General features: G+C 63.2%; 10 protein-coding genes. 4 read left to right on the top strand and 6 right to left on the bottom strand.

Translation table 11 applies throughout. The features are described from left to right. The first annotated feature begins 64 nt into the window (after positions 1-64). The gene (locus GVL61_RS08380) at positions 65-3079 is read left to right on the top strand and encodes a TonB-dependent receptor (protein ID WP_159978902.1); all 3015 of its coding nucleotides are present in this window, start codon (positions 65-67) and stop codon (positions 3077-3079) included. A gap of 32 nt (positions 3080-3111) precedes the next feature. Here the strand turns inward: GVL61_RS08380 and GVL61_RS08385 are convergent, their stop codons facing one another. From GVL61_RS08385 to GVL61_RS08410, 6 genes are all read right to left on the bottom strand, one after another. Continuing rightward, entirely contained in the window at positions 3112-3981 is an 870-nt protein-coding gene (locus GVL61_RS08385; protein WP_159978904.1) for a glycerophosphodiester phosphodiesterase family protein, read from the bottom strand. Between the two features lie 107 nt (positions 3982-4088). Then, positions 4089-6863: a TonB-dependent receptor gene (locus GVL61_RS08390; RefSeq protein ID WP_159978906.1), complete on the bottom strand. Its 2775-nt coding sequence runs from the start codon at positions 6861-6863 to the stop codon at positions 4089-4091. A 94-nt stretch (positions 6864-6957) separates the two neighbouring features. Beyond that, the gene (locus tag GVL61_RS08395) at positions 6958-7848 is read right to left on the bottom strand and encodes a glycerophosphodiester phosphodiesterase family protein (protein WP_159978908.1); all 891 of its coding nucleotides are present in this window, start codon (positions 7846-7848) and stop codon (positions 6958-6960) included. 293 nt (positions 7849-8141) lie between these two features. Next, a complete protein-coding gene (locus tag GVL61_RS08400) occupies positions 8142-8756 on the bottom strand; it encodes a ParB-like protein (protein ID WP_200844688.1) in 615 nt (204 codons plus the stop codon). Further along, positions 8753-10354 carry a SulP family inorganic anion transporter gene (locus GVL61_RS08405; protein ID WP_235037579.1) on the bottom strand — a complete coding sequence of 534 codons (1602 nt, stop codon included), beginning with the start codon at positions 10352-10354 and terminating at the stop codon, positions 8753-8755. Before GVL61_RS08405 ends, GVL61_RS08400 begins: the two co-directional genes overlap by 4 nt. A 268-nt stretch (positions 10355-10622) precedes the next feature. Beyond that, positions 10623-11510 (bottom strand): GGDEF domain-containing protein, encoded by an 888-nt coding sequence (locus GVL61_RS08410; protein ID WP_159978912.1) that lies wholly within the window; start codon positions 11508-11510, stop codon positions 10623-10625. 296 nt (positions 11511-11806) lie between these two features. Here GVL61_RS08410 and GVL61_RS08415 point away from each other — a divergent pair, with 296 nt between their 5' ends. From GVL61_RS08415 to GVL61_RS08425, 3 genes are read left to right on the top strand one after another with little or no spacing between them, the layout of a single operon-like run. Continuing rightward, entirely contained in the window at positions 11807-12493 is a 687-nt protein-coding gene (locus GVL61_RS08415; protein WP_159978914.1) for a response regulator transcription factor, read from the top strand. A gap of 10 nt (positions 12494-12503) precedes the next feature. Then, complete coding sequence (locus tag GVL61_RS08420) at positions 12504-13850, top strand: FecR domain-containing protein (RefSeq protein WP_235037580.1); 1347 nt, start codon at positions 12504-12506, stop codon at positions 13848-13850. Then, positions 13847-16108 (top strand): CHASE2 domain-containing protein, encoded by a 2262-nt coding sequence (locus GVL61_RS08425; protein ID WP_159978918.1) that lies wholly within the window; start codon positions 13847-13849, stop codon positions 16106-16108. Before GVL61_RS08420 ends, GVL61_RS08425 begins: the two co-directional genes overlap by 4 nt. The last annotated feature ends 70 nt before the right edge of the window (positions 16109-16178 follow it).

Raw genomic sequence — 16178 nt, forward strand, 5'->3', positions numbered from 1 at the left:
CCTGGCAAGACGCGCGATGTACCTGACTACGGGTAGTCGGCCGAAGGCGTAGGCCGGCGATGCGATGAAGGCCTTTCCTCGCTTCGCGGCGCTGGCGACGGTTGCCGCCGTGACCCCTGCGTCAATCCCGGTCTACGCGCGCCCCACGTCCTTTGCGATTCCGGCCGGACCTTTGTCCGAGGCACTGACGGACTTTTCTCGCGCCAGTGGCATTCAGGTCATCGCCGACCCCGCCGTGCTGCGTGGCAGACGTACCGGCGGCGTGCGCGGCGTCATGGCGGCAGCTCAGGCAATGAAGGCTTTGCTACGCGGCAGCGGACTGACCTTCCGGCAGCGCGGCGAGGTAATCCTCATCGTCAGCGCACCGCAGTCTTCTGCAGCGAGCATTCCACCTCCGAGCCAATTACGGCGCGCCCGCGCGGTCGCCGTGCCGGGCTCGGCGGTGAGCGATATGGTCGAGGCTCCGGCCCCCATGGTGGTGATCGGCCAGCGGATCGCCGACCAGCGCGCCTTGGCTACCAAGCGGCGCGCGCGCAATATCGTCGACGCCATAGCGAGCGACGAAGTGCGGCGCCTGCCTGACAACACCGTGGCCGACGCGATGCGCCGCATTCCCGGCGTGTCGGTAGTGCCCATCGCCGATAACGAGCATCCGCGAGACGTGCCCATCGCGCCAGTTGTGCGCGGACTGACGCAGGCCTACAACAATGTCACCATCAACGGAATGCAGGTGGCGTCTACTGGCATTCCCGATGTGGCTTCCAACAGTGCCAGCCGGGGCGTGCGGCTGGACATCCTGCCGACCTCGCTGGTCAGCCGCCTGCTGGTGGTGAAGACCTTCACGCCCGAATTCGATCCCAACGCCATCGGCGCCGCTATCGATCTACAGACACGCAGCGCTTTCGATGACGGTGGCCGGCCGTTCCTTTCGGTCGAAAGCGGCACTTCCAGCCCGAGCGAGTGGGGGCAGGTGCAGCGCCAGTCCCGCTTCGGCGGCCATGCCTCTGTTACCGCCAGCACGACGTTCGGGGCGGAGAAGCAGTTCGGCATAGTCGTCTCGGCCAATTACCAACGGCTTCAGAACAACAGCAACGTGCACGCCACGGGCGACAGCAATTTCCTCTCTTTCTACGACGATGCGGGCAGCCGCGTGGACGACGCCGCGCTGGGCAACGGCATTCCGGTGCCGCGTCAGGAAAAATACTGGTACAATGCCAGCGATCGTCGTCACATGGGCGCCACTGTGCGGGGCGAGGCGGACCTCGGCGCTCTGCGGCTGTCGGTCCTGGCAGCGGACTACCGTTTCCGCGATGGCTACATCCGCAACGAGATCGTCTTCGATCCGGAAGACGCCGTTCTTGTCGACCAGACACCGACTTCCGGGCACTTCGATTCCGCCTCCGCCCAAGTCGGCTATCGCGGCGGGGTCACCCACAACGAGACGAAGGTCGTGCAGTTCGATGTAAACTGGCAGCCGACCTCACGCGACGAATTCTCAATGCGCGCGGGTCTGTCGCGCGCCACCATGCACGAAGCCTACGACATGGTGAAGTTCACGGCCGGGCAGGGCGAGACCGGCGCTGCTGTGGGGACGGGCGCGCTGGGCTTCGGCTACGATACCTCTGGCCTGCAATTCAGCTTCGATGTCCCCGCGCAGGGATATTACGACTTGTCGCTTTATTCCGCCGATTACTGGCGCCATCGCAGCCGCCAGGCAGCCGCGCGGGTGGATACCATCCATGCCGACTGGCGGCACGGCCTTGACGGAGCGGGCGACGGGACAGGTTTCGCCGCCGGCCTCGCCGCGACACGTACAAGCTATGCCTATGGCTACCAGAGCCTGGCTTTCGGGACGAGCGACCTTGGCCTCACTCTGGCGCAGGCGGGCTATGTCAGCAATGCGGCGCTTCCCTTCAACGGAAGCGGCCTGATGCTGATCGCCGTCGACCCTACACTCGGCTGGCGGATGTTCGACGAGAACCAGTCGAGCATCTTCATTACCGATGGCGTCGAGAACGATCACGAGGACGATTTCAGGCACCGGGAAACAGTCCTCGCCGGTTATGCGATGGCGCGCTTTGAAAGCGGGCCGGCCGAGGTGCTTGCAGGGGCCCGGCTGGAACACACCGGGATCGCCACCCAGGGCTATTTTGGCGCAGGGGACACATGGACCACGCAAACGACGTCCTCCGGCTATTTGCGGCTGCTGCCGTCGCTGCTGGTTAATTATCAGATGCTGCCGCGCCTCAAGCTGCGCGCAGGCTACAGCCGCACCATTGGGCGGCCCAGCTACGAATCCTATGCCCCGCGTTCATCGATCGATTTCGCAAGCGAAAGTTCGATCGGTGACGGCAATGCTGCGGGCGTGCATGTCAACCTGGGCAACCCGGACATCGACCCGCGCATGTCCGACAACTTCGACCTCAGCCTGGAATGGAGCCTGACGCGCCGGCTGGACGGCATGATCTCGGGGGCGCTGTTCCGCAAGGAGATCGCCAACGAGATCTTCGACGCGGTCACCGTGGGGTATGACTATGGGGGCATTTATTATCGCAATGCGATGGTCACCAAACCGACGAACGCAACGGCGGCGCACATATCGGGATTGGAACTGAGCGCCGTGATAGGATCGCTGGAGGCGGTGATACCGGCTCTGAGCGGCTTCGGTGTAAGCGCCAACTGGACGGTACTTGGCGGTGCCATGAGTGTGCCGATGAAGGGCGGGGCGGTGCGCACAGTCGACCGCCTCGTCGGGCAACCCGATGAGATTCGCAACCTGGCGGTGTTCTACAACCGGGGCGGGTTCGAACTGCGCGGGGCGATGAACTGGACCGGACGGGCCTTGCGTAGCATCGCGCCGGACACTGTTCCGCAGGATGTTTACTGGGCGCCCAGGCGACAGTTCGACGTGCAGGCCCGCTATCGTTTCGGAGCGGGAGTCAGCGCCATCCTCGACATCGCCAATTTGACGCGGGAGCGCGTTACCAGCCTGACGGGCCCCAACGCGGGGTGGCTGAAGGACAGCTATTCAGTACCACGCGTCGTCCGGTTGAGCGTCAACTGGAGCTTCGGACGTTAGGGCCTTGTCCGGCGGCTGGGTGGCTGGCGCGATCAGTTCCTGGCCGCGCACTTTGCCAGGTATCCGCGCAGCAGGGCCGGATAGTTGGTCTGGATGGTGTTGGCGCCCATAGCCTGTAACTTGCTGAGTGCGGCGCAGGCATTTGTAGCACTGCGCACCATCAGGTCGTCGGTTTCGCCAAGGCTGTTGGCCCAGATCCGCGCGGGCAGGGCCTGGATCTGTGCGCGGGCTTTCGGGCTCAGCGACTGTGCATCGCCGTGGACGATACGCACCGGCGACAGGCCTTCGTTGATGCCCTCCAGAGTGGCATCCTTGGTCAGGCGGGTCATCACCTGAAGGTCCGGCTCCAACGCCCGAGCCGCGCGCAGAAGGTTGCTGTCGGCATCGAACATCTCGATCTGACCGGCCATGCCAAGACCCTGTATCACCGCGAGGACGGGAGCGATGTGATCTGTCTTCATGTCGATGTCGACGAGCACCCGGCCGCAGGTATGCATCAGCATTTCCAGCAGCGTCGGCGGCGGGGTGTCGGCGCCTTTCAGCCGCAGGCTGCGCAGCTGCGCATAAGTCAGGTCCTCGCCCTTGCCGGTGCCATTCGTGGTGCGATCGACGGTATGGTCATGCATGATGAAAGGCACGCCGTCACTGCTGACCTGGACATCGATCTCGACGAAATCGGCGCCCGCTGCCACGGCTTCGTCGATGGCCGCCAGCGAGTTCTCGGGCACCTTGAGATGGCCGCCGCGATGCGAAGCGATCATCACCGGGCCGCGTGGATCGGCCCATTCGCGGGTGAGGGCGGCGATGCGGGGCGTCTCGCCGCAGAAGGGCGCGGCGAGGGTAGGGTGCGCAATCAGGGGAAAGGCCAGAACGGCGGCGGCTTTCGTCAGGTTCGCAATCATCGCGGGGAAATTCCGATCGGTTTCGGGAAACGGAGTGGGAGAAGCACAAGGCAGGCCAAGGCTTGTCCCGCCCCGCGCTTCTCCTGTATTGTCACGACGGTTTGGTGTCAGAACCGCGCGTTTACACCGAGCCACAGGACGCGGCCCTTCTGGGCGCGCTCGGCCAGCAGTTCGCCGGTCGGCATCTTGCGATAGTATTCGATATTCGACTTGGTGAGGTTCTGGCCCTCGGCGATCAGCGTCACGTTTTCCAGCGCCTTCCAGCGCACCTGCGCCGAGAATTCGCCGCGATGCCGGCTGTGGATGTCGAAGATCGAGGCGTCCTCATTGATCGACTTGAGGTAGTCCCCGACGTAGCTGTAAGCGACCGAGGCGCCGAACACCGAAGTTTCGTAGGAAACGGTGCCATTGGCGAGGAACTTTGGCTGTCCTTCCAGCCCACCGACCTTGCGCAGGGATTCGTCGGACTGGATCACCGTCTGCTTGCCGTCGATGAAGGTGGCATTGGCAGACAGCACGAAGTTGCTGAGAAAGCCGGAAACCAGGTCGCGAAGATCCTGACGGGCAGATAGTTCGAGACCCCTGAGTGAAGCCGTTTGCGAGTTCATCGGCGTGGTGATGCGCGCAGTGTAGGTCTGTCCATTGTATTGATAATTGTCGTCGGTCACGTTCTGCGTGAAGATCAGGTTCTTGATGTCTTTATAGAACAGCGCGACCGAAAGCATGCTGCCACGCGTTGGATACCATTCCAGCGACAGGTCGAAGTTGTTCGAAGTGCGCGGCTTGAGATCCGGGTTGCCGCGCGTCACGCCGATGACGTTCTCCTCGCTGTCGTCGGGCAGGCCCACGGATTCGCCGATCGCGTAGTAGGAGAAGTTGGGGCGGCCGATCGTCTTGCTGTAACCGGCGCGGGTGATCACGCCGTTGTTGAAGTCGTAGCTGGCAATGAGCGAGGGCAGGAGATAGGCGTAGTCGGCCTTGCGCTTGGTTCGCACGTATTGGGCGGCGGCGTTGGGCGTGGCGGCAAGGTTTTCGTCCTGCGACCACAGGTTGATGCGGTTCACGGTGGAATCGTAACGCAGGCCGGCGCGCAAGTTGAAGGCATCGGTCCGGTAGTTCGCCTCGAGGAATGCGGCGGCGACCTTCTCGTTGAGATCGTAGTCGCTCTGGATGTTGTTGTCGCTGTTGTCGTCTGTGCTGGGATAGCCGGCGGCGACCCAGGCGGCGCGATAGGCTGCGTCATCGATCAGTAGGAAGTCGACGTCCGGATCGGTTGTGCCCAGCCGTGTCGATCGCACGAACCCTGACATGGTCGGCGCCGCTGCGCCGTTGGTGCCCGGAATTTTCCCGCTTTCCAGGTTCTCGTCATAAGACTGGTCGGTGCTCTGGAAGCTCGCGCCCACGTTGAAGCCGAAGCCGCGATCGTCGGCGCCAAAGTTGTAGTCGAAGTTGGCGCCCACGAACGTCAGGTCCTGTGCGGCGCGCTGGGTGATGTGCTGGATGTAGCTCTGGACGTAGTTCGCCGCGTCGTTGCCGTAATCCGTGTTAGGAAACGAGAGCACCGGATAGCCGCCGCTCAGGTCGTAGGAGAAGCCACCATTGGCGGTGTTGCTGGCCATCTGGAACTTGGAACGGTCGCGGATGGTGTTGAGCCGGGCCAGCGAATGCGAGGCGCGCAAATGCATGCCGACGTCGTCGCTCAGCGCCTGGTCGAGGATGCCTGAAACCACGAAGGTCTCGCGCTTCTGCGGCTGGTGCGAGTAGCCCAGAGCCGTCCGCCCCTTCGCCCATGTGCCCGAGGTTTCGGTCTGACCGGTCGGGGCGTTGGCGGTGTCGGCGGTTGCAAGGTATTCGTTACGGACTTCGTCTTCCTTCTGGAAGAAATAGCCAGTGTAAAGCGACGCATAGGTCGTCTTGCTGGGGTTGTACTCCAGCTTCATGACGCCGGATGCGCGGGTGACGGTATCATCGTAGACGAATATCTGGTTGCGCGAGGCTGCCGAATATCCATTCGTATCGGTAAGGTCGTTGTAATCCGCGATCTGTTTGCCGGTAGTCTTGTTGTAAAGAAGGTAGCTGTTGTCGACCGCGCCGGGCTTCTGGTCGTAGTTACTGGAGTTGTAGCGCGCATAGGAGCCCGATACGACCACGCCAAAGTCGCGGTTTTCGCCGAACACGCTGGAGAACGTTGCGTCGGTACGCAGGTTTTTGCCCTGGTCAACGTCCAGCGCGCCGGCGGTGGAGTTGTCGCCGATCGAGGCGCGGGCGGTGACCGTGGTCTTGCCGGTGTCGAAAGCGCTGGCGGTTATCAGGTCTAGCTGGCCGCTGAGCGCGTGGGGATCGAGGCTGGCGGTGATGGTCTTGACCGCGTCGATGCGGCTGACAAACGAGGGGGGCAGCAGTTCGATGCGCGCGCCGCGGCTGTCCTGGGATGTCGTCGCCAGCGGCAGACCGTCGATGGTGACGAGGTTGTAGCTGGACCCAATTCCTCGGATCATTACGCTTTCGGCGAGGTCGGGCGAGCGGTCGTCGGCGGTGGCAAAGTCCGGCACCAGGGCAACCCCCGGGATGCGCTGGGCAACCTGTGCGATAGTAAGGTCGGGCAGCAGGCCGGCCTGGTCCTGGGCGACTGAGTCCGAAATGCCGATTGCGCGGCGCTTGGCCTCGATCGCGGCGGCATTGGACGAGCGGTAGCCGGTGACGACGATACCTGCGGCCTCGCCTTCAGTATCGCGGGCATCGGCGGCGCGGTTCTGGATTTCGTCGGCATCGGGTCCGGAAGGCGGCGTTGCAGCGTCCTGCGCGAAGACCGGTGCGCTGACCAGGCCGGCGATAAGGGCGGAGCCTGCGACGGCGTAGCGGAACTTGGAGATGCGTTTCATGGGTACAGCTATCCTGTGAACGAAAAGCGAGAGTCGAAATCCGAAGGAGGTGCGCGCGCGGCGCCAAAGGCCCGATGGGCCTGGTCGACCGGTTTTATTCGGCCGGGGGCTCGCAACGGTAGGCGGCGGCGTTGGTACGCTGCAGGTAGGTCTTGAGCGCAATCGGCTCGTCGGTCTGGACTGCGTCGACACCCAGGGCGATCAACTTGCCCCAGACGAGGTCGGGGTCAGCCACGGCCTCGCGATCGTCGAAGGCACGTCCGGCAAGGCCGTCGATCCAGTAGCGCGCGCAGCGGGTATGGACGATCGGGGCGACGAGTGCGGTGAACGCTTCGTCCTTGACGTCGATCTCGTAGCTGACCGGCCTGAGTGTATCATAGGCGGCGATGGCGGCGGCGGGGTCGGTATGGATGTAGGGCTGGCGCAGGATCGGCTGGAACCGCACCGATGCCGCCCACGGCGCCGCGGCAAGGATCGTCGCGACCGGCGCTTCCGCCTTGAACAGAACCTGCGCACGCATGCCTGCTGCATCGACTTGCGCCAGTACAGCGGCCGAAAGTGGTGCCTTGGCATCGACGTTGATAAGGATCTTGTCCTTCGCCGCGCGCAGCGCCTGCTTCAGGGTCGGGATACGACGCTTGCTGAGCGGCGTGCCGTCGCCCCGGCCCTCGCGCAGGCGAAGTTTGCGAAGCTGCGCCCAGTCGAGGTCCTCGACCTTGCCCACGCCATCCGTCATGCGTTGCAGCGCAGGGTCGTGCATCAGCATTAGCTTGCCATCACGCGAGGCGCGCACGTCGAGTTCGACCATGTCGATCCCGGCCTTGATGCAGGCCTTGATGGCGTCGACGCTGTTTTCGGAAGTGTCGTGCCAGCACCCGCGATGGGCGACAACCATGACAGAGCCGTCAGGCCCGGCAAGTCGTCGTTCCAACTCGGCTTTGCCGAGTGCGACTTTGGCAAAATCCTGCGCGGCGGCCGGAGCCATATACAACGAGACAGATGCAATGGCTGCGCAAGAAATGCTCAGTGCAGCCCCCTTGTCGGCGATTTTAAATCCTATGAATTGTGATGAGTTCAGATGATATAGGCGTCTCAACAGGCTCCATGTTGGCATGGAGGTTATTTTTTCGTGCATGTCTGGCACAAGATGTTCCCGATTGCGCAAGGTGTTTCGCGTATCTTCACCGAGATGACGCCGCGCATCTTCATATCTTACAGCCGCTGCGAAATTTTTCTCGCGGGATCGGGAACTGGCCTGAATGTAATCCTGTTACGACCTCAGTCCTGAGGTCCACACCAACCGGGGAGAAAGTCGGCATCCTTGTCGCGGGCAAGTGACAGGGCTTTGGTCAAGGCAGCCTCGGGGGCGTTGGCGAGTTTTTTCGTGCTGATCCGATGGCGCAGGAAATCTGCCCAGAGAAATTCTGAATATGGCGTCGGGACCTTGGCATAGCCACCGGCACGCCGCAGCGCACCTGCGAGCGATCGAAACGGGTCGTCGCTGAGATCCCCGATGCTCTTGGGCAGGTCTTTCGCAGACTGGCGTTTGCCTTGCGCATCATAGGGATGGAGCCAGTTCCTGTTATCCATGAAAACAAGGAAGGCCTGACGCTTGAGCACTCGCAGGTCAGCAACGACATTGACCAGCACATGGCCCGCGCCTTCCTGATGAAGGGCCAGTGCCAGGTGATGATGGTCGATCAGCCAATGGCGCTCGTCCGGCCCGATCACGACCGGCAGCATGTGCCGTCCGAGAAACTCGGGGCCGTCGTGTTCGCTATGCTCGCGCCAGAGGCGGCGCTTTCGTTCGACCTCGCTCATCCCCACGGTCATCTGCGTAGGGCGCAGGGCGGTGACTTCGACGGGGCGTAGGAAAGGTTCGATCATCTTCATGGCGTTGCTGCTTTCACGGGCGCTGCTAGAGCGGCTTTCACGGCATCGTCGACACTGAAATGGCTTCGCTGAACGAGTTCCCCGGCGCCGGATTTCGCCAGCAGGTCGCGTAGTTGATCGTGCAGCCGGGCATAGAGGACGGCAACCCCGCGTTTCGTCATCGCCCCGTCGAATTCGATGAGAGCATCGAGCGCGGTGCTGTCCATGTCCGGGCTTTCCTCAAGGCTGAGGACCAGCATCGTCACGTTCGCCGCCGCCGTCGCGCTTTTTGTGACTTCTGCGAGCACCCGGTCGGCGTTCGCGAAGAAGATCGGTGCAACGGGGCGGGCGATCAGCATGTTCGGAATGGGCCGGGCCTCAGGATGGCGGCTCCAGTCCACATAGTCGTGGCTCCCATCCAACTGACCCAGAAAGACGATGTGCGGGGCCGCCAGCCGGCGCAGCAGCGCTGCGATCGACAGTGCGATTGCCAGCAGCATCCCGTCCAGCACGCCGAACGCCATTACCCCCGCGGCGGAGGTCAGCGCGACGTACTGATCCCGGTCGAGACGCCAGAGGCGAAGTAGCGGCGCCGGGCTGAGCGCGTGCGACAGTGCGGCGATCACGACGGCGGCAAGCACCGGCTTGGGCAGCTCGGCGATCGCGGGGGCGGCGACCAGGACCATAACGGTGAGGGCGCAGGCAGCCAGAACGGCGGTCCAGCGGGTCTGCGCGCCAGCGGCCTCGGCAGCTGATCCCGCCGAAAATCCTGCTCCCACCGGCATGCCTTGCACCAGCGCAGCACCGACATTGGCTATACCCAGCGACAGGAGTTCGCGATCCGGCTCCACCGTATCGCCATGGCGTAGCGCCAAGGCGCGGATCGTACCCCAGCTTTCGGCGAAAAGAATAAGCACGAGAGGCAGGACCAGCTGCGCCAGTTGCGAGAAGGCGCGAAACGTCATGCCGGGCCATTGCGGCCATTGGAGCGCGGTATCGATCGTACCCACCACGGCAACCCCATGCGCGGAAAGCGAAAGCGCGGTCGATGCAAGGATGCTGCCGGCCAGCACGCAGAATGCACCGGGAATGGCGGGCCATCGCCTGAACAGGAATAAGGCGCCCAATGCCAGTGCGCCGGTGACGAGGCTCGGGACATGCCACTGCGGAATGGTGCGTATCAGGCTAATCGCGATACCGGCAATGGATGAACCCTGTTCCGGTACACCGACGATGGAGGGAAGCTGGCGCAAGATGATGGTGATCGCCAGTCCGAATGCAAAACCACGCAGGACAGGCCGGGATACAAAGCCCGTAAGGCTACCCAGACGCCCGGCGGCCGCGATGAGGAAGAACAGGCCTGCCAGGGCGACGGCAACCGTGGCGATCGCGGCCTTCTGCGCTACGCTGCCGGGAAAGACCGCCAGCGTAGCGGCAAGGATGGCCGCCGAGGACGAGGTGGGCGACACGATCGCAAAGCGGCTTCTTCCGACGAGTGCGTAGATCAGGCAGCCCGCTATCGCCGCCATCACCGCGTGCTGGGGAGGGAGCCCGGCGATTCCGGCATAGGCAACCGCTTCGGGAAGCATCAGTCCCGCAACGGACAGTCCAGCGATCATGTCTCCCCGGCGCATCCTGCCTTCTAAACCGGAATCAGCAACCTGCGAGCAAAACTTCGCATGATCTTCACGCATCGTGGCGGAAAAAGCCCAGCGGCCAGGGCCACTGGGCATAGTGTCAGGTCAGGGAAGATATGGTCAAGGGAGGACCAGATCCGAGTGCGTCCTAAGCACTCAATATGAAGTAAATGAGACGCATAGCAGGCTAGAGGCTCGCTTGAGCGCCCATCCTGATCGGCCATCCGATCTGCGTGAAATGAGCCGAACTTTAGGCTCCCAAGGCAAACTCGATGCGGTTCCGGCCATCTCGCTTGGCACGGTATAGAGCGCTGTCCGCGTGGGAGAGGAGCGATATGGCATCCAGCGCAACGGAGGCCCCGTCGGCACCAGCGGCGGCCTCGGCGATCCCGAAGCTCACCGTGACCCGGCCGAACGGGCTGCCCGGATGAGGGATATTCAGGTCATCTATGGCCCGCTGGCAGTTTGCTGCGACAGTGGCGGCGCCGCCGATGTCGGTGTCCGGCAATACTAGGAGAAACTCCTCCCCTCCATATCGGCAGGCTGCATCTCCCGCGCGGCGCAGGCATCCGATGAGTGCGCGCGCCACGGCATAGAGGCATGCGTCGCCCTGCGGGTGGCCCAGGCTGTCATTGTAATCCTTGAACCAGTCGATATCGATAGCGATCAAGGACAACGACTTGCCTGCGCGCCTCGACCGCCTCAACTCGCGGTGAAGTACGCTCTCCAGGCCGCGCCGGTTGAGCAGGCCCGTCAGATGATCTCGCCGGGCGGTGGCGATGAGGCGGCGGCGAGATTCTCGCAGCAGGTGTTCGACCTGCACGCGCCGGGTCACATCCAGCACTATGAGCAGAAGCTCGAAAATGCCTCCGTTCCGGTCCGCAGTGGCATGAAACGTAACCTGATAATGGCGGCCACCCGCGGTGAAATAGCGATCCGGCAGTGCATGTCCGAGCGCGGCGAGATCGAAACATCCCTGGACCACCGGACCTGCACCGGGGACGAGGTCGCCGGCCAGGCTGCCGGCTATCGTGTCCAGCATGAAGATCGAAGACATCGATGGGCTGGCCATCGTGACCCGGTGGCTGCGGTCCAGGACGCACAGCGTCATCGAGGGGGACGCAAACAGATGTTCCATGAGCCTGCCGTCATGGTCCGCGGAATGGTTCAAGGAAAAGCCGCCCGGCCCACACGGGCACCGGCGCCCATGGCGGCTATTTGCATTTTTATCAGGACTTTCCCGTAATTTTCATTTGGCCGGACCGTAGGCGCCGCCGCCCCTCACTGTCATGTAAAAGAATGTTAATCCCGGTCGAACGTCCCGTACCGGGGCGTCCTGTAAAACATTGCAAAGACGCATCTCTAGACCTCGCAATCACCGCTCGCCCTGCTATTGAACAGCCATGCCTGCATGCGGGTGAAGAAGGACGGCGCGTGCGGATAGCGATACTTGAGGACGATGTGGCCCTTGCCGGGCTCGTGGAAATGACGCTCACGGAAGCGGGGCATTTCTGCGAGGTTTTCGTCGAAGGCCATCTGCTTACCCGTGCCCTGCATCGTGAGACGTACGACGTTCTCATCCTCGACTGGAATGTGCCGGGCATTTCGGGGATCGGGATCCTCGAATGGGTGAAGGCAAACCTCGACCTGCCGCCGCCTGCGCTGATGCTGACCAGCCGGTCGGCAGAGGAGGACATCGTCGAAGGGCTTTCCGCCGGCGCGGACGACTACGTCATCAAGCCGGTTGCCCCTACCGTTCTCAAGGCACGAGTGAACGCGCTGGCGCGGCGCGCCTATCCCGCCGCCCTGCTGGGTATGGAAGTATTCGGATCCTACCGCTTCGATACGCGCGCCGAGACGGTCGAATGCGGGGGCGAACTTATCGCGCTTACCGCGAAGGAATTCGCCCTGGCCCTGCTGTTGTTCCGCAACCTGCACCGCGCCTTGTCACGCGCGTATATCTTCGAGGCAGTATGGGGACGTAATCCGGACCTGCCGACCAGAACTCTCGATGTTCATATCTCCAACGTCAGAACCAAGCTGAATATTCGCCCAGGCAACGGGTTCAAGCTGGTCCCTATCTATGCCTATGGATATCGTCTTGAAGCACTTACCTCTTAGAAATCGCGCGTTGACTGTAGGGGCCTTGGTCCTGCTCGCTGCGACTTCGGGAACCGCCTCAGCCGCTCAAAGCCAGACTGCTCAAAATCGCGGCGTGCAGAACTCTGCAAGGCAGACTTCGGGCAAGACCTCCGATGAGATCGTGCGGTACGAGGTCCAGCGCGGCGACAACCTCTTCAGGCTGGCCACGCTCTATCTCATCCGGCCGGACGATTATCGCGCCGTGCAGCGCCTTAACCGGGTAGCGGATCCACTGCGCCTGCCGATTGGCATGATCCTGCTCATTCCACGCGAACTGCTGAGGCTTGAGCCAGTTCGCGGCGCCGTGCACAGCTACAGCGGTGCAGTACGGATCGGTGGGCGCCCCGCGACGGTCGGCATGGGAGTGAGCGAGGGGACCTTGATCGAGACGGGGCAGAAGTCCTTCGTCACGCTCAGGCTGCCGGACGATTCCAGCATCGCGCTGCCGTCGCAATCGGCGGTACGGGTGCAGCGTCTGCGCCGCGCTGTTTTGGGCAACCACCTGGAGCGACTGTTCGAGATCGAACACGGCCGCGCCAGCGCGACGGTGACGCCGATGACCGATCCGTTCAGCGACTTTCGCTTTGCCACGCCCGGCGCCGTCACGTCCGTACGCGGAACCCGGTTCCGCATGAGCTACGACGTACAGGACGGACATGCCACGAGCGAGGTGCTTGAAGGCAAAGTCGGATTCGCGGCGGAAGCGCACGATGCACAGACTTTGCCAGCGGGCTTCGGCACGACCAGCGAACTGGAATCCCCGGTGGCCTTGCTCGATGCGCCCGGGCTTATCGGCGCAGCCGACGTGCAGGCCGGCGATGACATTCGTTTCGTCTTGCAGCCCGTGCCGGGCGCCAAGGCATACCGCCTGCAGATCGGCGCGGATGCGGCGTTTCTCTCGGTATTGGACGAGACGCTGACGGCTACGCCCGAGGCGCGTTTTGCATCCTTGCCCGACGGCAGGTACTTCGTGCGTGCGACCGCCATCGACCGGAACGATCTGGAAGGTAAGCCCGGCATTGCCCAGTTCGAGCGGCGGTTGGACCGTTTCGAGATGGGGCTTGAGGTCAGCCCTGCCGGTTATTCCCGGCAGTTCCGGTTCTGGTGGCGGGCACATGGCGCCATCAATCCGCAGTTCCGCTTCCAGCTTGCGAAAGCGGGCAAGGAAAACAAGCCCATGGTCGAGCAGGGGCCCCTATCTGGCAATGACCTGATCGTGATCGACCTGCCGAAGGGCAGCTATCGGTGGCGCGTCATGACCAGCCAGGTCATTGACGGCCAGGCCGTATCCAGGTGGTCGGATTACACCGATTTGAGGGTCGAGGGCGCTTGGTGATCCAGCGCCGTGGCCTGAAGCTGCGGACGCAGTGGTGGCTGATCGCGATCGTTACCAGCCTTCTGGTGGCCGGGATGACGATGGACCGCACGATGATGCGCATCGACAATCTCATCTACGATCACCTCCTTCAGGCCAGCTTTTGGGCGTCGCCGTCGCCATCGTCGAAGCCCATCCTTCTTGTCGAAATCGACGATGACAGCATCCGGCGGCTCGGCCGTTGGCCCTGGAGCAGGGCCACGCATGCAGCGCTTATCGATCGGCTGAGCGCCGCTCGGCCCAAGGCTATCGCCTACGATGTCCTGTTCACCGAACCGGGCGACCCCGACGATGACCGGGCCTTGGGGGAATCGGCAGCGGGTAGCCCCATTTTCTTCCCCATGCTGCCTGCCGCGGCCGGGCAGGAAGGTGCTGCGCCTATCGCCTCCCTGCAAGCGGCGGCCACCGGGGTCGGATATGCCACCATCGACCCCGACGCGGACGGGGTCGTGCGGTCTGCCACGACAATGGCGGGGGCGCAGGGCCAGTGGCACCATCTGATAAGTCTGGTCGCCGCCTTTGCAACTGGCCGGGAAGTCACCGATGCCCGGGCACGGCTCATTCCGTTCGGCGGAGGGCAGGGGCGCTGGCCGGAAGTTTCCGCCGCCTCCGTACTGGCGGGCGAAGTCCCGCCGGAACTGATCCGCGACAAGATCATCCTGGTCGGAGCGACAGCGTCGGGTCTTGCCAGTCGCTATCCCACGCCGACCGGCAGCGTGATGTCGGGCCTGGAGATCGAGGCTTACTTGCTGCAGGGCCTGCGGGACGGTGCAATGATGCGCCCCGCCGGAAGTTGGGCCTGTCTGGCACTAGCGCTTCTGCCACTATGGGCTTTGATGGTACTGCTGGGACCGGTGCGCCGCTTTCCCGCGCTGGCCTGCTTCGCGCTGTGCTTGGCGCTGGTTCTCGGTTCGTGCGTGGCCGCTCTGATATTCTGGCGGCTGTGGCTTCCGCCCGGCGCGGCCTTGAGCGGGCTTGCCGTCGCCTATCCATTATGGGGCTGGCGGCAATTGGCGGTGATCGAACAGTTCATGCGTGTCCAGTTGGAGCGGCTCGATCACAAACCCTCGCTTGTGCCGCAGGCGGAACCGTCTGTCCGGGAGCGGGGGGTCGCCTATACCATCGGCCTGCTGCGCGCGGCCATCGCCCGCGACCGCGAAATGCGCCATTTCGTGGCCGACAGGCTCGACCAGTTGCCTGACGCGACACTGGTGCTGGACCTGCAGGGCCGGATCGTCATCGCCAACGCCGCCGCACACGCTCTGTTCGCCTCGACGGGCGGGACGATTGACGAAAAGGCGAACGCCGCGTCACTCTTGCAATACTTCCGCCAGACCGGCAGCGGCGATCCGGTTCCTTTCCCTCCCATTGGCGGTGATCCGGCGATGTGCGAGGTCCAGGTCGAACAGGCCCGGTTCTTTTTGGTCGGCATGGCCGGGCAGACGTCGACCGAAGGCGCGCGCGTGGGATGGGTCATCCGTTTCGTCGACATCAGCGAAGCGAAGGCCGCACAGCGGCAACGCGACGATTTCGTGCAACTTCTCACCCATGACATGCGCTCGCCTCAGGCATCGATCCTTGCGGTGTTGGAAACCGCTTCACCTGACCGGATATCCGCGAGGGAGTCGGTGGCGATCCGTCACTATGCGGAAAGCACGCTGAGGCTTGCGGACGAATTCGTCCAGCTCGCGCGGGCCGAGAACCTTGAATATGCGTTGGAGGAAGTCGAACTGGGCGACATGCTGATGGACGCGATCGACGATCTATGGCCGCAGTCGAAAGCCAAATCGATCGACATCGTGACGCGCGGCAATGAAGCGCTACTGATTATGGGCGAGCGCTCGCTGCTGACCCGTGCGCTCGGCAACGTGATCGGCAATGCGATCAAGTACAGCCCGCAAGGTACGACGATCACCTGCGCACTGAGCAGCGAGACGCGCGCCGATGGAACGAACTGGGCGCTCTGCGCAGTCACCGATCAGGGCCCGGGAATGGAGGCGGACCTGCGCATGACGATTTTCGAACGCTTCCGCCGCGGCCCCGTAGGCCTTGGCCCGAAGACCAGCGGCGCGGGCCTCGGACTCAGCTTCGTTCACACCGTCGTCGCGCGGCACCATGGCGAGATCGAATGCGAAAGCGAGCCTGGCCAGGGGACCACCTTCACCTTCAGTCTTCCGGGCATTATGGACACCGAGCAGATCACAGCGCAGGTGCTGTGAACTTCCCGCGCAACGATCGTCGCGGGCGAGGATGTCATGAGGTGAATACGACACACCCAAGCCCGCGAAC

It is taken from the genome of Novosphingobium sp. 18050, from assembly GCF_902706195.1.
GTDB lineage: Bacteria > Pseudomonadota > Alphaproteobacteria > Sphingomonadales > Sphingomonadaceae > Novosphingobium.